Raw genomic sequence first — 17,789 nt, 5'->3', positions numbered from 1 at the left:
GGTCAAGAACAACGTGTAAGTAAACTTGTTTGAATGCTTGGACCCGGCGGCAGTCGCTACCTGGTATACCGCATCATGTATTTGATGATGAGGCGATAATGCCCCCACCCAGGCAGACATCTCCGTCATACAACACAGCCGATTGCCCAGGTGTCACGGCCCATTGCGGCTGACTGAACGACAACTCAAATGACTCGGGATTAGCCGAGACCACCCGGCACGCCGCGTCGGCCTGCCGATAGCGCGTTTTGGCGCCGATATTTGTCGCCTCGGGTGGCCGGCCGGCCACCCAGCTGGCGTCGAGCGCTTGCAAGCGATCCGACAAGAGCCAAGGATGATCGTGCCCCTGCACTGCGTACAACACATTACGCGTCAGGTCTTTACGAGCGGCATACCAGGCATCGGCCGTGCCGTCATCGCGCTGATTGCCTTTCACGCCTCCTACGCCCAGGCCTTTACGTTGGCCCAAGGTGTAAAACGACAAGCCGTGATGACGTCCGATACGCTGGCCCTCTGGCGTCAAGATGTCGCCAGGTTCGGTCGGCAGATAGCGGTTCAGAAACTCACGAAATGGGCGTTCGCCAATAAAGCAGATGCCCGTCGAGTCTTTTTTGGCCGCGTTATGCAGACCGATTTCGTGCGCGATACGGCGCACCTCGGTTTTGTGGATTTCGCCCAGCGGAAACAACGTGCGCGACAACTGCGCCTGATTGAGGCGATGCAAGAAATAGCTTTGGTCTTTGCTGGCATCGAGTGCCTTGAGCAACTGGTATTCCGGGCCATTCGCGCCCTCAATGGCACGCACCCGCGCATAGTGTCCCGTCGCAATATGTTCGGCCCCCAGCGTCATGGCGTGATCGAGAAACGCCTTGAATTTGATCTCGGCGTTGCACAACACATCGGGATTGGGCGTACGGCCAGCCGAATATTCGCGTAAAAACTCGGCAAAGACCCGATCTTTGTATTCGGCGGCGAAATTTACGAACTCGAAGTCCACGCCGACCAGGTCGGCCACACTCGCCGCATCCAGTAGATCCTGGCGGGTCGAGCAGTACTCCGAGTCGTCGTCATCCTCCCAGTTTTTCATGAACAGGCCGATGACCTCGTAGCCCTGCTGTTTGAGCAACCAGGCCGTGACCGACGAATCAACGCCGCCGGACATACCGACAACGACGCGGCCTTTGCCGCGAGGAATATGAGGGGAAGCTAAAGACATGATAGTGGCATTTTAGCCGGGGATTGCTCAGTCCACGCGTGGTTCGGCTGCACGGGAGACCTCGGCCAGCCAGGTTCGAAACGCCTGCACAATGGGCAGGTTGGCCTTTTGCTCGGGAAAGCACAGGTAATAGCCCTGGCGTGCGCGTACAGGCGCCTGCAAGGCCACGGTCAGCCTGCCGTCACGCAACTCGTCTTCGATCAAACAGCGCGGAATCAGCGCAATACCGAAACCCGCCGCCGCAGCCTGCGATAGCAAGGCATATTGGTCAAAGCGCGCGCCCTCTAGTGCGCGACGCGTGTCGCAGCCCGCCTCATCGAGCCATTCACGCCAGCCTTCCAGGGCCGAGGTATGGTGCAGCAGCGGGTAGCTCAATAATTCGCTGGCGTTTTCACAACCCTTGCCAAGCAAGCGCGGGCTGCCCACCGGCACCACATCGCGCCCGACGATGTAGTCCGCGCCGCTGCCAGGCCAGATGCCTTCGCCAAAACGCACCGCGGCATCAAGCTCCGGGCTCGAAAAATCGTAGCCCTGTCGATGCGGCAAAAACTCCACATGAATATCGGGCCGCACCCGCATGAACGCCGTCAGGCGCGGAATCAGCCAGCGCGCCCCGAAGGTCGGCATGCAGGTCAGCCGCAGGGTGCCGCCCTGGCCCTGATGGGCAATGAGCTCGACCGTTGCGGCCTCGATCTGGCTCAAGCCCGACTGGATTTTCTTCAGATAACTGCGCCCGGCTTCGGTAAGCACCAGGCCTTGCCTGATTCTGAGGAATAGCTCGACCCCTAAAAAGGACTCGAGATGTTTCACTTGTTTGCTAACGGCGCCTTGGGTCACGCAGAGTTCTTGGGCCGCGCGGGTAAAACTGTTATGTCTGGCAGCGACCTCGAAAGCTTGAAGGTCAGTCAGAGAGGGACAAAATCGGCGCATGATAAGCGCGAAATCGAAATGGCTATTTGTAACTATTTACGACTTCATGCATGAGTAAAAGGAATAGCTTACGGAGAATCTTTCGTTTGCGCAAACCCGTATCGAGAACCAAAATTATAAAGTCAGAGTCGCTCTAAGAAGCATGCGCCAAAGCAGGCCAGACCTGTCGCTTTAATCCAATACACTTCCTACAGGGGAATTCATGCAACGTCGTCATGTCATTCTGGGCCTCTCGCTGGCCGCCGCCGCCCTCGCCTCGCCGCTGACCGCCGGTATCGCCCACGCCCAAGATGCTTACCCGAGCAAGCCGATCCGTCTCATCGTGCCGTTCCCGCCCGGAGGCACCACCGACATCGTAGGTCGCCTGTTCGCCGACAAACTCAGCCAAGAGCTGGGCCAAACCGTCGTGATCGAAAACAAGGCCGGCGCCGGTGGCTCGATTGGTAGCGCACAAGTTGCCAGCGCCGAACCCGACGGCTATCTGCTGGGCATCGCCACGGTCAGCACGCACGGTATCAATCCCGCCATTTATCCCAATTTGCCGTTCGATGCGGAAAAAGACTTCACGCCGATCTCGAACCTGGCAGCCGTGCCCAATGTGATGACCACCAACCCCAAGGTGGGTGTCAAGACCATTGGCGAATTCGTTGAGCTGGCCAAGAAAAACCCCGGCAAATTCGCCTATGCGTCAGCCGGTAATGGTTCCGTGTCGCACATGATGGGCGAGTTGTTCAAGATCTCGTCGGGCACCGACCTGATGCACGTGCCCTACCGTGGCGTCGGCCCGGCCTTGAACGATACGCTGGCGGGCCAAGTCGATGTGCTGTTCGATAACCTGCCCTCGTCGTTGCCACACATCCAAGCTGGCAAGCTGGTCGCCATGGCGGTCGCCTCGAACAAGCGCGTCGCCGCGCTGCCCGATGTGCCGACCTTTGCCGAGGCCGGCTTCGCCCCGGTGAACGATTCGTCGTGGTTCGGTTTGATTGGCCCGGCGAATCTGCCCAAACCCGTTCTTGAAAAACTGCACGCCGCCGTCGTCAAGGTCAGCGCTGATCCAGCGTTGATGTCGCGTCTGGAAAGCCTGGGCGCCTCGCCCGTCGCCAACACGCCCGAAGAATACGCACAACAGATCTCGGCCGAAATCGCCAAGAACAAGCGTATTGCCAAAGAAGCTAATGTGAAGATCGACTAATCGATCTACGGCCCCCAGCTTTCCTGGGGGCCGTTTTATTTTTGCGGACGTATCGCGATCATCATGACTATTACGAACCCCCTTTCCTATCGACTGGCTTTGCCAGCCGGCTATCCCGAAAGCGCCACGCCGCTGGTGCTGGACTCGCCGCACAGCGGCACGACCTATCCCCCCGATTTTTCGCCTTCGGCGCCATTTGGCCCGCTGCGTACCGCAGAAGACACCTGGGTCGACGATCTATGGGGCGATGCCGTCGATATGGGTGTTCCCTTGGTGGCCGCCTCGTTTCCGCGCGCTTATATCGACGCCAATCGCTCGCTCGAAGAAATCGATCCGCTGCTGCTCGATCAGCCGTGGCCCGAGCCGTTGCCCGAGTCGGGCAAAGTCAAACTCGGCAAAGGTCTGATCTGGCGCATGCTGGATGATGGCACGCCGCTGTACGATCGCAAGCTCAGCCATGACGAAGTCAACCACCGCATTAATGCTTGCTGGAAACCCTATCACGCCAAAGTCACAGAGCTGATCGATCAGGCCCACACAAAGCACGGCAAGGTCTGGCATATCAACTGCCACTCGATGCCCAGCGTTGCCGGCGCCTATGCGACCGACCAACCCGGCCTCGTACACCCTGATTTCGTGCTGGGCGACCGCGACGGCTCCACCAGCGACCCGGCCTTTCGCCAATTCGTCGCGGCGTGGCTGCGCGAACGCGGCTACAACGTCACCGAGAACGATCCCTACAAAGGCGTGGAATTAGTGCGTGCCAATGGCCGTCCCGCTGATGATCGCCACAGCTTGCAAATCGAAATCAACCGCAAGCTGTATATGGACGAAGTCTCGCTGCGTCCTTCCGAAGGCTATGCCCGTCTGAAGGCCGACCTGCGCGACCTGACCGCGGCCCTGCTGGACTGGATGCGCACGCAAACGGCCTGAAAACGGCTTGATACCAAGGGCTGCAAGGGCGCTGATCAAGAATGCCCTTGTCCTACAGCCTTGTCGACAAACGCTCGTCGACCACCTCAATCCAGTGTCTCACCGGAATATCTGTTCCGCTTTGCAAGTGAGACACGCAGCCCATGTTCGACGACACGATCACCGGCGGCTGATTCTGCAGGATGGCATCCAGTTTGCGATCCCGCAGCGTCAATGCCATCTCGGGATTCAGCACCGAATACGCACCCGCTGATCCACAGCATAGATGCGTATCCATAAACGGCTGCAATTCAAAACCAAGGTCTTTGAGCAGTCGCTCGCTCAATGGTCGCAACCCCTGCCAGTGCTGCAAGGTGCACGGGGGGTGAAAGGCCGCGCGGCCACCGAGGGGCATGCGCTGGCTCAATGTCTGCGCATGCGGCGCCACGATTTCCGCCACGTCTTTGACTAACGCAACGATGCGCGCCGCCCGTTCTGCATAGCGCGCGTCGCCGCGCAGGTGATGCGCATACTCTTTCACCATCGCGCCGCAACCCGAGGCATTCATCACGATAGCTTCGATATTGCCTTGCTCGATCAACGGCCACCATGCATCGATATTGGCGCGCATTTGATCCAGCGCGTCTGCCTGCGCGTCGAGATGAAAGTTGACTGCGCCACAACACCCCGCGCCGGGCGCCAATCTCGCACCGATGCCGATCGCGTCCAACACGCGGATAGTGGCCGCATCGATGGTGGGCATCATGGCAGGTTGGACACAGCCGGTCAGCATCAGGACTTGGCGAACATGCTGCGTCACATCGGGCAATAAACCGGGATGGCGAGGCACCGGCACTTTGCGTTTGAGCGCGTCGGGCAATAGGCTGCGCACCGTCTGCCCGAGTCGCATTGCCACGCCAAACAGCGAAGAATTCATGCCTTTGCGCAAGAGCGTGCGACGCAATCGGTCTGGCCACGAGCGACGCACTTTCTGATCGACCAGCTGGCGGCCAATGTCAATCAGATGCCCATATTGCACGCCAGAGGGGCATGTCGTTTCGCAGTTGCGACAAGTCAAGCAACGATCCAGATGCTGTTGCGTTGCCCGTGTCGGCTCATCGCCTTCGAGGACCTGCTTGATCAAATAAATGCGACCGCGCGGGCTATCGAGCTCATCGCCCAAAACCTGATAGGTCGGACACGTCGCGGTGCAAAATCCGCAGTGCACGCAACGCCGCAAGATGGCATCGGCTTCGCGGCCCTGATCCGTATCGCGCACCCAGGAAGCAAGATTCGTCTGCATGCTGCGCTATAGCTCCAACACCATTCGGCCCGGATTGAATAATCCCGCGGGATCCAGTTCGTGCTTCAGGCGACGGGTAATCGTGGCAACGCCTGAAGACAAGGGATGAAAGACGCCGTCAGCCGGAATGGGCCCGGCTGCAGGTCGAAACAGCGTGGCATGCCCTCCCAGGCGCTCTGCCCACGCCCGGATCGTCTGCGCATCGATGCTGCCGCTTAACCAGCGCTGGCCACCGCCCCATTCCACCAACGTGGGTAGACCGAAGTCCTGGACGGGCGTTGCGGGCGGGAGCGCCAGGCGCCATAGCGGCTGATGCCGCGTAAAGAATGAATGGGTCTGCTCCCGCAAAGACGACCACCAACGCACGGCTTGATCGTCGTCCAGTTTTTCGCCGCCGATATGGCCTACCGCGGCCTGAATGGCCGGCGGTGCGCCCGACAGCCGTACCGTGACGTAGCCCGCCGACATGGCGTCGCCGTGGTCTGCATCGGCACGATGCACAGCGATGCCATCGGCACTGGATTGCGCGGCGGCGGTCCAGCTCGTCGCGGAAATCGCTAACGGTTGGCTGCGCCATTGTGCAAAACGGGACAGGGCTTCTTGTTGAGTCGCCTCAAATCGCACGCTGCACTGTTCGAAAGGTATGGGCAAGACCTTGAGCGATACCTCGACAATGGCGCCGAAAATACCCATTGAGCCGGCCAGCAAACGCGAAACGTCATAGCCGGCCACGTTCTTCATGACCTCTCCGCCAAACGACAACAAGCGTCCCTGCGAATCCAGTAGACGCGCGCCCAGGACGAAATCACGGACGCCACCTGCCGTCATACGGCGCGGCCCCGCCAAGCCCGCCGCCACGCAACCGCCTATCGTCGCCGGCCCACCAAAATGGGGAGGCTCAAACGCCAACATCTGGCCCTGTTCGGCCAACTCGGCTTCGAGCGAAGCCAGAGAGGTCCCCGCCCTGGCCGTGACCACCAACTCGGTCGGCTGATAATTGACGATACCGTTATACGCCGTCATATCCAGCAGGCAATGGCCGTCTTGGGGCGTCACGGGACGGTAGTTGCCATAAAAGGCTTTGCTACCACCGCCGCGCACAAACAACGGCCTGTGAGCGGCGTGCGCCGTCATCACCTGATCACACAACTCCTGCAAGACGAATTTCATACTCGCCGCGCCTAAAAGCGCGCCAGGTCTGGAAAAGGGAGATCTCCCCCGTGCACGTGCATTTTTCCATACTCGGCACAACGTGCCAGGGTAGGAATCACTTTTTCGGGATTCAACAGGCCGGGGGGGTCAAACGCCCGCTTAACGGCCAGGAACGCGTCGAGTTCGTCGCGCGAAAATTGCACGCACATTTGATTTATTTTTTCCATACCTACCCCATGCTCACCCGTGAGAGTGCCTCCGACCTGCACGCACAATTCAAGAATTGCAGCGCCAAATTTTTCTGCCCGCTCGACGTCGTCGGGCTTATTCGAATCAAACAAAATCAACGGATGAAGATTGCCGTCTCCCGCGTGGAACACGTTTGCGCAACGCAGTTCAAACTCGTCCTCCATCTGCTCAATGGCACCGAGCACACGGGCTAAATGGCGTCGGGGAATCGTGCCATCCATGCAGTAGTAGTCTGGCGACACACGCCCTGCCGCCGGGAATGCATTTTTTCGCCCGGCCCAGAACAGCAAGCGCTCGGCCTCGTCGCGCGAGACCTGCAAACGCGTAGCGCCGGCCTCACGAAACACCGTCTCCATGCGCTCGATCTCGTGCGCGACCTCTTGCGTCGTGCCGTCGGATTCGCAGAGCAAAATAGCTTGTGCAGAAACGTCATAGCCCGCTTTCACAAAGGGCTCGACCATCTGCACGGCCTGACGATCCATCATTTCCAGACCGGCGGGAATGATGCCTGCGGCAATCACATCCGTCACCGCCTGGCCGGCCGCCTCGACACTGGAAAAACTGGCCATGATCACTTGCGCGCACGCGGGCTTTGGAATCAGCTTGACCGTAACCTCGGTCACCAGGCCCAGCATACCCTCGGATCCAATGAACAACGCCAGCAAATCCAGGCCTGGCGCATCCGGCGCCTCGGAACCCAGCTCAATCACCTCGCCATCAATCGTCACGACGCGTACACGCAGCACGTTGTGCACCGTCAATCCGTACTTCAGACAATGCACGCCTCCCGAATTTTCCGCGACATTGCCACCTATCGAACAGGCGATCTGGCTAGAGGGATCCGGTGCGTAATACAGACCATAAGGCGCAGCCGCCTCTGAAATGGCAAGGTTGCGAACGCCGGGCTCGACCACCGCCGTCGCCGCGACGGGATCCACCCGCAAAATACGATTGAGCTTGGACAACCCCAGCAACACGCCCTGCGCATGGGGCATGGCGCCGCCCGACAGGCCCGTCCCTGCACCGCGAGCGACCAGAGGCACGCCCAATCGCTTGCACAGTCGCATCACGGCGATGACCTGGGTCTCGGTCTCGGGCAACACTACGAGCGGCGGCAATGTTCGATACAAGGACAAGCCATCGCACTCGTAAGGGCGTGTATCCTCTTCGCGATGCAGAACGCAATGCACCGGCAGTATGCCGCGTAACGCATCGACGAGTTGGCTCGCGGAAAATGTTTGCTCGGGGTGACGCAGATTGGGCTCGACCAATGAGTTCATGTCAACACAATAGCGTGTCACTATCATTCATGGCAGAGCGGATTTACCCGCATCCGCCGCCGGTGCATGCTCTACCGTGGCGCAACCGCCTCGGCTTACCAACTGATGATTTTGCCGGGATTCAGGATGTTGTTGGGATCGAAAGCGTGTTTCAGGCTGCGCATCAGGGCTAACGCGTCTTCGCCGTGCTCGTCGGCCATGAACTGCATCTTGTGCAGACCGATGCCATGTTCACCCGTGCACGTCCCGTCCGCGGCAATGGCACGTCGCACCAAATTGTGATTAATCGTTTCCGACTCACGCCATTCGGCAGGATCGTCAGGGTCCAGCAACATCAGCACGTGGAAGTTGCCGTCGCCGACGTGACCCACGATCGTGTAGGGAAAGCTGGCGCGTTCCAGCTCGTCAACCGTCTCGCGCACACAATCGGCCAAGCGCGAAATCGGCACGCAGACGTCCGTCGTGCTGGAACGGCAACCGGGGCGCAATTGCAGACCCGCGAAATAGGCGTTGTGACGCGCCGTCCAGAGTCGGCTGCGGTCCTCGGGTCGCTCGGCCCATTCGAAATCCATGCCGCCGTGATCAGAGGTGATGCTTTGCACGATCTCCGCCTGCTCCTGGACGCCGGCGGGGCTGCCGTGAAACTCGAACACCAGCATAGGTGTTTCGCGCAAAGTCAGTTTGCTGTACAGGTTGACGGAGCGCACGCTCGCCTCATCCATAAACTCGACACGCGCCACCGGCACGCCCATCTGAATGATCTCGATCACACTCTGCACGGCGTCGTCCAGCGACGGAAAATTGCAGATGGCGGCCGACACGGCCTCGGGTTGCGGATACAGCCGCACCGTGACTTCGGTGATGATGCCCAGCGTGCCTTCGCTGCCGACAAAGACCCGGGTCAGGTCGTAACCCGCCGCGGACTTGCGGGCACGACCCGCCGTCCGTACGACGCGTCCATCGGCCGTCACGACGGTCAGCGACACCACGTTTTCGCGCATCGTGCCATAACGCACCGCATTGGTGCCCGAAGCGCGCGTGGCGGCCATGCCGCCCAGGCTGGCATCCGCCCCGGGATCAATCGGGAAAAACAGGCCGGTATCGCGGATCTCTTCGTTGAGTTGCTTGCGTGTCACCCCGGCTTGCACCGTCACCGTCAGGTCTTCCGCATTGACCGCCAAGAGCTGGTTCATCTGCGATAGATCCAGGCTGATACCGCCCTGGATTGCCAGCAAATGGCCTTCGAGCGACGAGCCCGCGCCATAGGGGATCAGGGGCACTCGGTGCTCGTTGCACAGCTTTGCCACGGCAGCAACCTCTTCGGTGCTGCGGGCAAAGACCACCGCATCGGGCAACATGGGCGGGTATGGCGACTCGTCACGGCCGTGATGCTCGCATACCGCCTGCGATACCGACAGGCGATCAGCAAACTGTGCCTGCAGGGCCTCCAGACAGGCGGCGGGAACAGGACGGCGCAAAGTTTCAGCGGTAGCGGGAGCGTTCATGGCGTCAAAAGCAGTAATGAATGTGAAATTCCCATTCTACGCCTTGCGCCCGCTCGGCCCCCCTATTTCCCGCTGGTGGACGCGACGAGCCGACGCGCCTTGACGGCACCCGCCAAGCGCTCCAGCACCGCGACCGACGCATCCCAATCGATGCAACCGTCGGTAATGCTCTGGCCATAGACCAGCGGCTCGCCGGGCACCATGTCCTGACGGCCCGCGACCAGATGACTTTCGATCATCAGGCCGACAATACGCGGATCCCCGGACTCGAGTTGACGCGCGACATCGTCGACGACCAAGGGCTGGTTTTCGGGATTTTTGCTGCTGTTGGCATGGCTGGCATCAATCATGACACGCTGCGCGAGGCCCGATTTAGCCATGTCCTGGCAGGCTGCCGAGACACTCGCCGCGTCGTAGTTGGGGGCCTTGCCACCGCGCAAAATGACGTGACAGTCTTCGTTGCCCGCCGTCGCCACGATGGCAGAATGCCCACCTTTGGTCACCGACAGGAAATGGTGCGATTGTGACGCCGCCTTGATGGCGTCCACGGCGATTTTGACATTACCGTCGGTCCCGTTTTTAAAACCCACCGGGCACGACAAACCGGAAGCCAGCTCGCGGTGAACCTGGCTTTCGGTAGTGCGCGCCCCGATGGCTCCCCAGGACACCAAATCGGCGATGTACTGCGGCGTAATCATATCCAGGAACTCGCAACCCGACGGTACTCCCTGGCTATTGATATCCAGCAGCAACTGTCGGGCCACCCGAATCCCGCGATTGATGTCGAAGCTGCCGTCCAGGCCCGGATCGTTAATCAACCCCTTCCACCCCACCGTGGTGCGTGGTTTTTCGAAATACACACGCATCACGATTTCCAGCTCACCTTGCAGACGGTCTCGCACCGGTTTGAGGCGGCCTGCGTACTCCAGCGCCGCCTTGGTGTCGTGAATCGAACACGGCCCGATCACCACAATCAAACGGTCGTCCATGCCGTGCAGGATGCGATGCATGGACTGGCGCGCGGCAAAGACGGTCTCGGATACCTCTTTCGTGCAGGCAAATTCGCGCATCACATGTGATGGCGGGTTCAGCTCTTTGATTTCGCGGATGCGAAGGTCATCGGTATTGTGTGACACGGTAGACTCCTGGGTGATTTTCGCCAGGCTGACGGCACAAAAAAGCCGCCAGGTCGGCTGGCGGCTTTTTTTAGGGATTTTGTGCAAACTCTAGACTGCGTGCACCCCTTCCTCCGCCAGCGGCTTCAGAAACCCAAAAAAATAAAAATAAAAGGCGGGGGATGCGAACGTCATAGCGTCAAACTCTAGCACAAAATCCGTAGGGGCGTCCACAGACTCGGAAATGATCAGGCCGTGCCTCCGACGGTCAGGCCATCCATGCGCACCGTGGGCATTCCAACGCCGACAGGCACGCTCTGGCCGTCCTTGCCGCAGGTCCCTACGCCCGAATCCAGTTGCAGGTCGTTGCCGATCAGGCTGACGCGATTCATCGCATCGGGTCCGTTACCGATCAACGTCGCGCCCTTGACGGGATAGGTGATCTTGCCGTTTTCAATCATGTAGGCTTCCGAAGCCGAAAACACGAATTTGCCGTTCGTGATGTCGACCTGGCCCCCGCCGAAATTCGCAGCGTAGAGGCCACGCTTGACCGAGGCAATGATTTCTTCGGGAGGTGTCTGGCCGGCCAACATATAGGTATTGGTCATGCGAGGCATGGGCAAATGCGCAAAGGATTCGCGCCGCCCGTTGCCCGTGGCGCTGGTCTTCATCAGGCGCGCATTCAATGTGTCCTGCATGTAGCCGCGCAGGATACCGTCTTCGATAAGCACATTGCGCTGGGTGGCATTGCCCTCATCGTCGATATTGAGCGAGCCGCGACGGTCCGGCAACGTGCCATCATCCACCACGGTCACCCCCTTGGAGGCGACGCGCTGACCCATACGACCGGAAAACACGCTGGAACCCTTGCGATTGAAATCGCCTTCCAGCCCATGCCCGACGGCCTCGTGCAACAAAATACCGGGCCAACCCGATCCCAGAACGACGGTCATTTCCCCTGCCGGCGCGGGACGCGCTTCGAGGTTGACCATGGCCTCGTGCACAGCGCGATCCACGTAGCCCTGCAAGAGTTCGTCCGAAAAGTAGGCCAGACCGGTGCGGCCACCGCCGCCCGCGTGGCCCATTTCGCGCCGACCGTCACGCTCGGCAATCACCGTCAGGGATAGACGAACGAGCGGGCGCACATCGGCGGCCAGGCGGCCATCGCTGCCTGCCACCAGAATCACGTCGTATTCGGCCCCCAGGCTGGCCATGACTTGAATGACATGCGGATCCCGGGCACGAGCCATGCGCTCGATGCGCTCAAGCAAGGCCACCTTGTCAGGCGCACTCAAGGTCGCCAACGGATCCAGATCGGTGTACAGGCTGCGACTGCCGTCCGGCGGCACCTGGGCCGCGACCTTGACTCTGCCCGCCCCACGACGGGCAATGCCACGCACTGTGCGGGCGGACGACAACAAGGCCTCGGGCGACAGGGAGTCCGAATAGGCAAACGCGGTTTTCTCGCCGCTGATGGCGCGTACCCCCACGCCCTGCCCGATGGAGAAACTGCCGGTCTTGACGATCCCCTCTTCGAGGCTCCAGCCTTCGCTGCGCGTGTACTGAAAATACAAGTCCGCGTAGTCCACCTTATGGGTAAAGATTTCCCCTAGTGCGCGCGCCATGTCGGCTTCGGTCAAGCCCCAAGGGTCGAGCAATAGTGACTTGGCCGTGGCCAGGGATTGGATATCGGGATCGATCAGTTTCATAAAATCTCTGTTTACAGGACTCGATGGCGCAGCGCGGGTAGCGATGCGCGCACTTGCGTCAGGCGCTCAGCCTCTATGGTACCGCTGACGACGCCCGGACCCTCTGGTAACACGTCAATAATCTCGCCCCAAGGGTCAATCAACATGGAATGCCCCCAAGTGCGACGACCGTTGGGATGGCGCCCGCCCTGGGCGGCGGCCAGTACATAGCACTGATTTTCGATCGCGCGCGCCCGCAACAAGCACTCCCAGTGGGCCTTGCCTGTTGTATAGGTAAAGGCGGCCGGCACCAAAATCAAGTCGACTTGCCCCAATGCGCGATAAAGCTCGGGAAAACGCAGGTCATAGCAAATCGACAATCCGACACGGCCCCATGGGGTCTGAAGCGTCTGGACGCCCTCACCCGGACGAATGGCAATCGATTCGTCATACGCTTCGGTACCGCGCTGAAAATTGAATAAATGGATTTTGTCGTAACGGGCGGCGGGTTTGCCGTCCGGATCATAAACAAATGTGGTATTAAACACCCTGCCCGGATCCGGACAATCCAGAGGCAACGTTCCGCCCGCCAACCAAATTTTGTGTTTAGCCGCCTGCGCTGCCAGAAAATCCTGGATCGGGCCGGCACCAGGCTGCTCTTTGACTTCCAGCTTCTGCAGATCGCTGGTACCCATAAAACAAAAATACTCAGGCAACGAAATCAGTTTTGCCCCTGAGTCGACCGCTTTTTCGATTAACTCTCCGGCCTGCTGCAAATTATCCTGAACATCCGGGCTGGAAATCATCTGAATAGCGGCCACTGACATCGTATTCAATCCGGAATTACTCATTTCCTTGCCTTCTATATGATAAATTTAACTCTAAATGTTTTATATGAAGGTGATTTTGGGTATTATTGCAAACACTACCTAATAAAATCGTATTCAGATAAATACCCACAATCAAATTCGTCTGAATATATATCCAGGACTCAATCATGCCTCGTGAAACATACGCTACCCTGCAAGCCAAGATAGAAAAAGAAATCAGCAAACTGCAAAAGAAAGCGGAAGCGCTGCAAACCAAACGTCGCAAGCCGGTGATTGCTTCTATCGTTGCATCGATGCGTGAATACAATATCACCCCGGAAGAAATCACCGCTGCATTCAGTGGCTCGACCCGGACGCCTCGCGCTACCACTCCCCGCAAATCCACGGCACAGGCGGCACCCAAGCGTCAAGTCGCCCCGAAGTATCGCCATCCGCAAACCGGCGAAACCTGGAGCGGCCGTGGCAAGGCACCGCGCTGGCTGGCCGCCGAGGAAGCCGCAGGCAATAGCCGCGAGAGTTTTCTCATTACTCAATAAAAAAACACGGCACACATAATATGGGCCCCCACGCCCCGCCTTCGGCTTGCTGCCCCCCGAGGGGGCGTTTTTGCCTTGGGGCGGCCCGGCGGCAAAATCATTAGGCCCCCACGCCGCGCCTTCGGCTTGCTGCCCCCCGAGGGGGCGTTTTTGCCTTGGGGCGGCCCGGCGGCAAAATCATTAGGCTACTCGCGGATATTGCCGAGTTTCCGAATACCATGGCGTGATTGATAACAACTCATCAATCACGCCATTTTTGTGCAATGTTAAATCGTTGAATTAATCAACAATTAATTCAACGATTTAATGGATACTCAACTTCGCGCTCAGAACCATTATTACCGGGGAAATTATCGAATATCGCCCGTGTTAAATACGGCATTGTGCGCACCAGGTCTTCTCGGCCAGTCACAATATAGGCGGTCGAGCGATAAACCTCCGCCCCTTTGCGGGCGTTATCGTGAATTTCGACGCTCAGACGATTGCGATAAGCGACCGAAGGCACATCGACCCAATTAGGTCCCCAATATCCCGCACCACCCCAAGGTCCGTAAAACCCACCGAATCCGCCATAGAAATAGGGATCGTAGGCCTGCCGGACCATAACTTGAGTTTGCTCGGAGCCATATTCAAATGACACGTTAAATCTGGCTGGGCTGCCCCCTTGCGCCTCGACCAGACCTGTAGAGCTAATACTGGCGCGCATCGCGTCTTGATAGGCTTGATATTCCAGATTATTGGCCTGTTCTGGCTTTGCATCTACAAACCGATAGGCGGCGCCCACGACGTCAGACGGCCATTGCTGAAACGATGTCACCCTGGCCTGTACGGTCGGGGTCGCGCATCCTGTCAGCAACGCTGCGGACAAAACAGCACCCACCCCCACCAGACGGCACAAACCTGCCCACCCTGCACGGGATTGAAACATTGCGGATCTCCTGCTTATGTCCACGGACTCATCATACCGGCCCCATTTCATATCCGGAGCTAATTTGACCGTGTTGGCAGCCAAAAGTTTTCAACTGGATATTTCTACCGGCAAATGCCGTGCCGCCTACTACTACAATACGTGGTCACCTATTCTGATTCGATCCTGGCATGCGCACCGAAACGTCTGTAACCGTATATCGCAAGGACTACCAGCCCTACCCCTACGCTATTCCAGAGGTAGCCCTGGCGTTTGACCTGGATCCTGAGTCCACACAGGTATACGCCACATTACAGATCGAGCGTAAAGCCGATGCGCCTGTCGACGCCCCCCTGACCCTGGACGGCACCGAACTCGAACTGGTGTCCTTGCGCGTCGATGGCGAACCTTGGCCTGCGGATCGCTACACGCTGGACGCGTTGACGCTGACATTGTCAGGTTTGCCCGCGACCGCCACCGTCGAAATCACCAGCCGTTGCAATCCCAGCGCCAACTCTACATTGATGGGCTTGTATGTCTCGGGCGGCAATTTCTTTACGCAATGCGAAGCCGAAGGTTTTCGCCGCATTACGTGGTTTGCCGATCGCCCGGACGTCATGTCGCGTTATCGCGTGACCCTGCGCGCGGGTAGCGATTATCCCGTACTGCTGTCCAATGGCAATTTGCTGACGACGCAGACGCTGCCCGATGGCCGCCAGGAGGCGCAATGGGAAGACCCCTTCCCCAAACCCTGTTATTTGTTCGCCCTGGTGGCGGGCCAGCTGACGCATCGCGAAACAGCCGTTCAGACCGCGTCCGGCCGGTCGGTGCTGCTGCAGGTTTATAGCGACCCGGGTTCGGAAGATCGCACCGAATGGGCACTGGAGTCCCTGGTGCGTGCCCTGAAGTGGGACGAAACCCGATTTGGCCTGGAACTCGACCTGGATCGCTTCATGGTGGTCGCCGTACGCGATTTCAATATGGGGGCAATGGAAAACAAGGGCCTGAATATTTTCAATGCGGCCTACGTGCTGGCCGACCCCCAAACCGCGACGGACGCCAACTACGAAGGGATTGAGGCCGTCATTGGCCATGAGTATTTCCACAACTGGACGGGCAACCGCGTCACCTGCCGCGACTGGTTCCAGCTCAGCCTCAAAGAGGGCCTGACCGTTTTCCGCGACCAGGAGTTTACGGCCGACATGATGGCTCGCGAACTCGACGCCACGGCGGCGGCCAGCGCACGCGCGGTCAAACGCATCGATGACGTGGTCACATTGCGTGCCGCCCAATTCCCGGAAGACGCCGGCCCGATGGCCCACCCGATTCGCCCGGAAAGCTACCAGGAAATCGGCAATTTCTATACCGCAACAGTTTACGAAAAAGGCGCCGAAGTCATCCGCATGCAGCACACGCTGCTGGGCGCCGAGGGTTTCCGTGCGGGCATTGACGAGTATTTTCGGCGTCACGACGGCCAGGCCGTGACTTGCGACGATTTCGTCGCTGCCATGGAGTCGGTCTATACCCAACTGAACCCGGGCCGTGACCTGTCGGTGTTTCGCCGCTGGTATCGCCAAGCCGGCACGCCGCGTATCGCCGTGTCACTGAACTACGATACCGCGCAACAACGCTGCACCGTCACGCTCAGCCAGAGCTGCCCACTGGTGGGCGTCGAAAAACGAGCCGGCGACGATTACGTCAAGGCACCCTTCCACATCCCTTTTGCCCTAGGCCTGCTCGACACCGACGGCCGCGCGATACCCCTGCATCTCAACGGCGCTACCGAGGCACAAGACACCGTGCTGCTCGAGCTCACCGAGCCCAGCCAGCAATGGGTCTTCGAACAGGTAGCAACGCAGCCCGTACCCTCATTATTGCGTGGCTTTTCGGCGCCGGTGAGCGTCGACTACGACTGGACGGATGCCGAGCTCGCCCTGCTGTCCGCTCATGATGGAGACCCGTTTGCGCGCTGGGAGGCAGGCCAGGAATTGGCGACCCGTCAAATCCTGGCGCTGACCGCCCAGCACCAGTCGGGTGCCCAAATGCAAGTCGATGCCCGCTTTATCGCGACTTGGCGCGCCCTGCTGACGGATCCCGCCCTCGACGCCGGCTATCGCGCGCGCGCCCTGACCCTGCCTTCCGAAAAAACCCTGGCAGAGCGCCAGGAGGCCATCGATCCGCCGGCCCTCGCTGTCGCACGCGACTTTCTGCGCGTCGAGCTTGGACGACAACTCGCCACCGAATGGCGCGCGGCCTTTGACAGCAACCAAACCCCCGGTGCGTACAGCCCGGCCCCTGGCCCTGCCGGTCAACGCGCCCTGAAAAACCAGGCGCTCAATCACCTGATGGCGGCCGGCATCGACGGCGCGCAAGCGCTCGCACAAACGCAGTTCGACCAAGCCAGCAACATGACCGACAGCCTGGCCGCGCTCGGTGCACTAGTCAATTACGGTCACCGCCACGCCGCCACGCAGGCATTGGATACGTTCTATGCGCGCTGGCAAGACGATCCGCTGGTCATCGACAAGTGGTTCATGCTCCAGGCCACTGCCCTTAGCAGCACTGTCGATAGCGTACGCGCGCTGATGAGCCACCCCGCCTTCACCCTGCGCAACCCCAACCGCGCGCGCGCCCTAGTATTCCAGTTCTGCCTGAATAACGCACGTGGCCTGCATCGACCCGATGGCGCCGGCTACGCCTATTGGGCCGAACAAGTCTTGGCGCTTGATGCGCTCAACCCAGAAATCGCGGCCCGTCTGACACGAGCTCTGGATAACTGGGCCCGCTTTGTACCGGCGTTGCGCGCCCCCATGCAGGCGGCTCTGCAACGCGTACGCAGCCACGACGGCCTGTCGCGCAATGTGCTGGAAATTGCCTCGAAAGCCCTGGAGTTTGCCGCCTGATACCACACTGCCTGGCAGGGGAGACCCCCGCGCCAAGCATGACCTTGCCTGTTTCAGATTCGCGGTGGCTT

14 protein-coding genes are annotated in these 17,789 nt (G+C 59.5%); 4 read left to right on the top strand and 10 right to left on the bottom strand.

Features of this window, described 5'->3' with window-relative positions; genetic code table 11:
- Window positions 1-73: 73 nt before the first annotated feature.
- Both mnmA and gcvA read right to left on the bottom strand, forming a co-directional pair.
- On the bottom strand, window positions 74-1,216 hold the full coding sequence (mnmA, locus tag ACYVDM_RS16195) for an MnmA/TRMU family protein (RefSeq protein WP_460475424.1): 1,143 nt from the start codon (window positions 1,214-1,216) through the stop codon (window positions 74-76).
- A gap of 27 nt (window positions 1,217-1,243) precedes the next feature.
- A complete protein-coding gene (gene gcvA, locus ACYVDM_RS16190) occupies window positions 1,244-2,146 on the bottom strand; it encodes a transcriptional regulator GcvA (protein ID WP_415786939.1) in 903 nt (300 codons plus the stop codon).
- Between the two features lie 202 nt (window positions 2,147-2,348).
- Here gcvA and ACYVDM_RS16185 point away from each other — a divergent pair, with 202 nt between their 5' ends.
- Together ACYVDM_RS16185 and ACYVDM_RS16180 are read left to right on the top strand one after the other, a co-directional pair.
- On the top strand, window positions 2,349-3,338 hold the full coding sequence (locus ACYVDM_RS16185; protein WP_415786941.1) for a Bug family tripartite tricarboxylate transporter substrate binding protein: 990 nt from the start codon (window positions 2,349-2,351) through the stop codon (window positions 3,336-3,338).
- 63 nt (window positions 3,339-3,401) lie between these two features.
- Window positions 3,402-4,271 (top strand): N-formylglutamate amidohydrolase, encoded by an 870-nt coding sequence (locus ACYVDM_RS16180; RefSeq protein WP_415786943.1) that lies wholly within the window; start codon window positions 3,402-3,404, stop codon window positions 4,269-4,271.
- 52 nt (window positions 4,272-4,323) lie between these two features.
- Here the strand turns inward: ACYVDM_RS16180 and glcF are convergent, their stop codons facing one another.
- The 7 genes from glcF to ACYVDM_RS16145 all read right to left on the bottom strand — a co-directional run bounded on the left by glcF (window position 4,324) and on the right by ACYVDM_RS16145 (window position 13,393).
- A complete protein-coding gene (glcF, locus tag ACYVDM_RS16175; RefSeq protein WP_415786945.1) occupies window positions 4,324-5,553 on the bottom strand; it encodes a glycolate oxidase subunit GlcF in 1,230 nt (409 codons plus the stop codon).
- A 6-nt stretch (window positions 5,554-5,559) separates the two neighbouring features.
- Entirely contained in the window at window positions 5,560-6,723 is a 1,164-nt protein-coding gene (gene glcE / locus ACYVDM_RS16170; protein ID WP_415786947.1) for a glycolate oxidase subunit GlcE, read from the bottom strand.
- 11 nt (window positions 6,724-6,734) lie between these two features.
- Window positions 6,735-8,234, bottom strand: coding sequence for an FAD-linked oxidase C-terminal domain-containing protein (locus ACYVDM_RS16165; protein ID WP_415786951.1), 1,500 nt, complete (start codon window positions 8,232-8,234; stop codon window positions 6,735-6,737).
- A 95-nt stretch (window positions 8,235-8,329) separates the two neighbouring features.
- On the bottom strand, window positions 8,330-9,739 hold the full coding sequence (locus ACYVDM_RS16160; protein WP_415786953.1) for an FAD-binding oxidoreductase: 1,410 nt from the start codon (window positions 9,737-9,739) through the stop codon (window positions 8,330-8,332).
- A gap of 62 nt (window positions 9,740-9,801) precedes the next feature.
- Window positions 9,802-10,875, bottom strand: a complete 1,074-nt coding sequence (gene aroG / locus ACYVDM_RS16155) for a 3-deoxy-7-phosphoheptulonate synthase AroG (RefSeq protein WP_415786955.1) — start codon at window positions 10,873-10,875, stop codon at window positions 9,802-9,804.
- 227 nt (window positions 10,876-11,102) lie between these two features.
- On the bottom strand, window positions 11,103-12,563 hold the full coding sequence (tldD, locus tag ACYVDM_RS16150; protein WP_415786957.1) for a metalloprotease TldD: 1,461 nt from the start codon (window positions 12,561-12,563) through the stop codon (window positions 11,103-11,105).
- An 11-nt stretch (window positions 12,564-12,574) separates the two neighbouring features.
- Window positions 12,575-13,393 (bottom strand): carbon-nitrogen hydrolase family protein, encoded by an 819-nt coding sequence (locus ACYVDM_RS16145; protein ID WP_415786959.1) that lies wholly within the window; start codon window positions 13,391-13,393, stop codon window positions 12,575-12,577.
- 146 nt (window positions 13,394-13,539) lie between these two features.
- Between ACYVDM_RS16145 and ACYVDM_RS16140 the strand changes: the two genes are divergently transcribed.
- Window positions 13,540-13,908 (top strand): H-NS histone family protein, encoded by a 369-nt coding sequence (locus ACYVDM_RS16140; RefSeq protein WP_415786961.1) that lies wholly within the window; start codon window positions 13,540-13,542, stop codon window positions 13,906-13,908.
- A 295-nt stretch (window positions 13,909-14,203) separates the two neighbouring features.
- On the opposite strand, the gene ACYVDM_RS16135 is transcribed toward ACYVDM_RS16140, so the two are convergent.
- Window positions 14,204-14,836, bottom strand: a complete 633-nt coding sequence (locus ACYVDM_RS16135; protein ID WP_415786963.1) for a DUF4136 domain-containing protein — start codon at window positions 14,834-14,836, stop codon at window positions 14,204-14,206.
- A 170-nt stretch (window positions 14,837-15,006) separates the two neighbouring features.
- On the opposite strand from ACYVDM_RS16135, the gene pepN reads away from it, so the two are divergent.
- The gene (pepN, locus tag ACYVDM_RS16130) at window positions 15,007-17,718 is read left to right on the top strand and encodes an aminopeptidase N (protein WP_415786965.1); all 2,712 of its coding nucleotides are present in this window, start codon (window positions 15,007-15,009) and stop codon (window positions 17,716-17,718) included.
- Window positions 17,719-17,789: the final 71 nt, after the last annotated feature.

Source organism: Bordetella tumulicola (assembly GCF_054779135.1).
The sequence above is the reverse complement of the archived record's forward strand: the minus strand, read 5'-3'. Positions and strand labels throughout refer to the sequence as shown.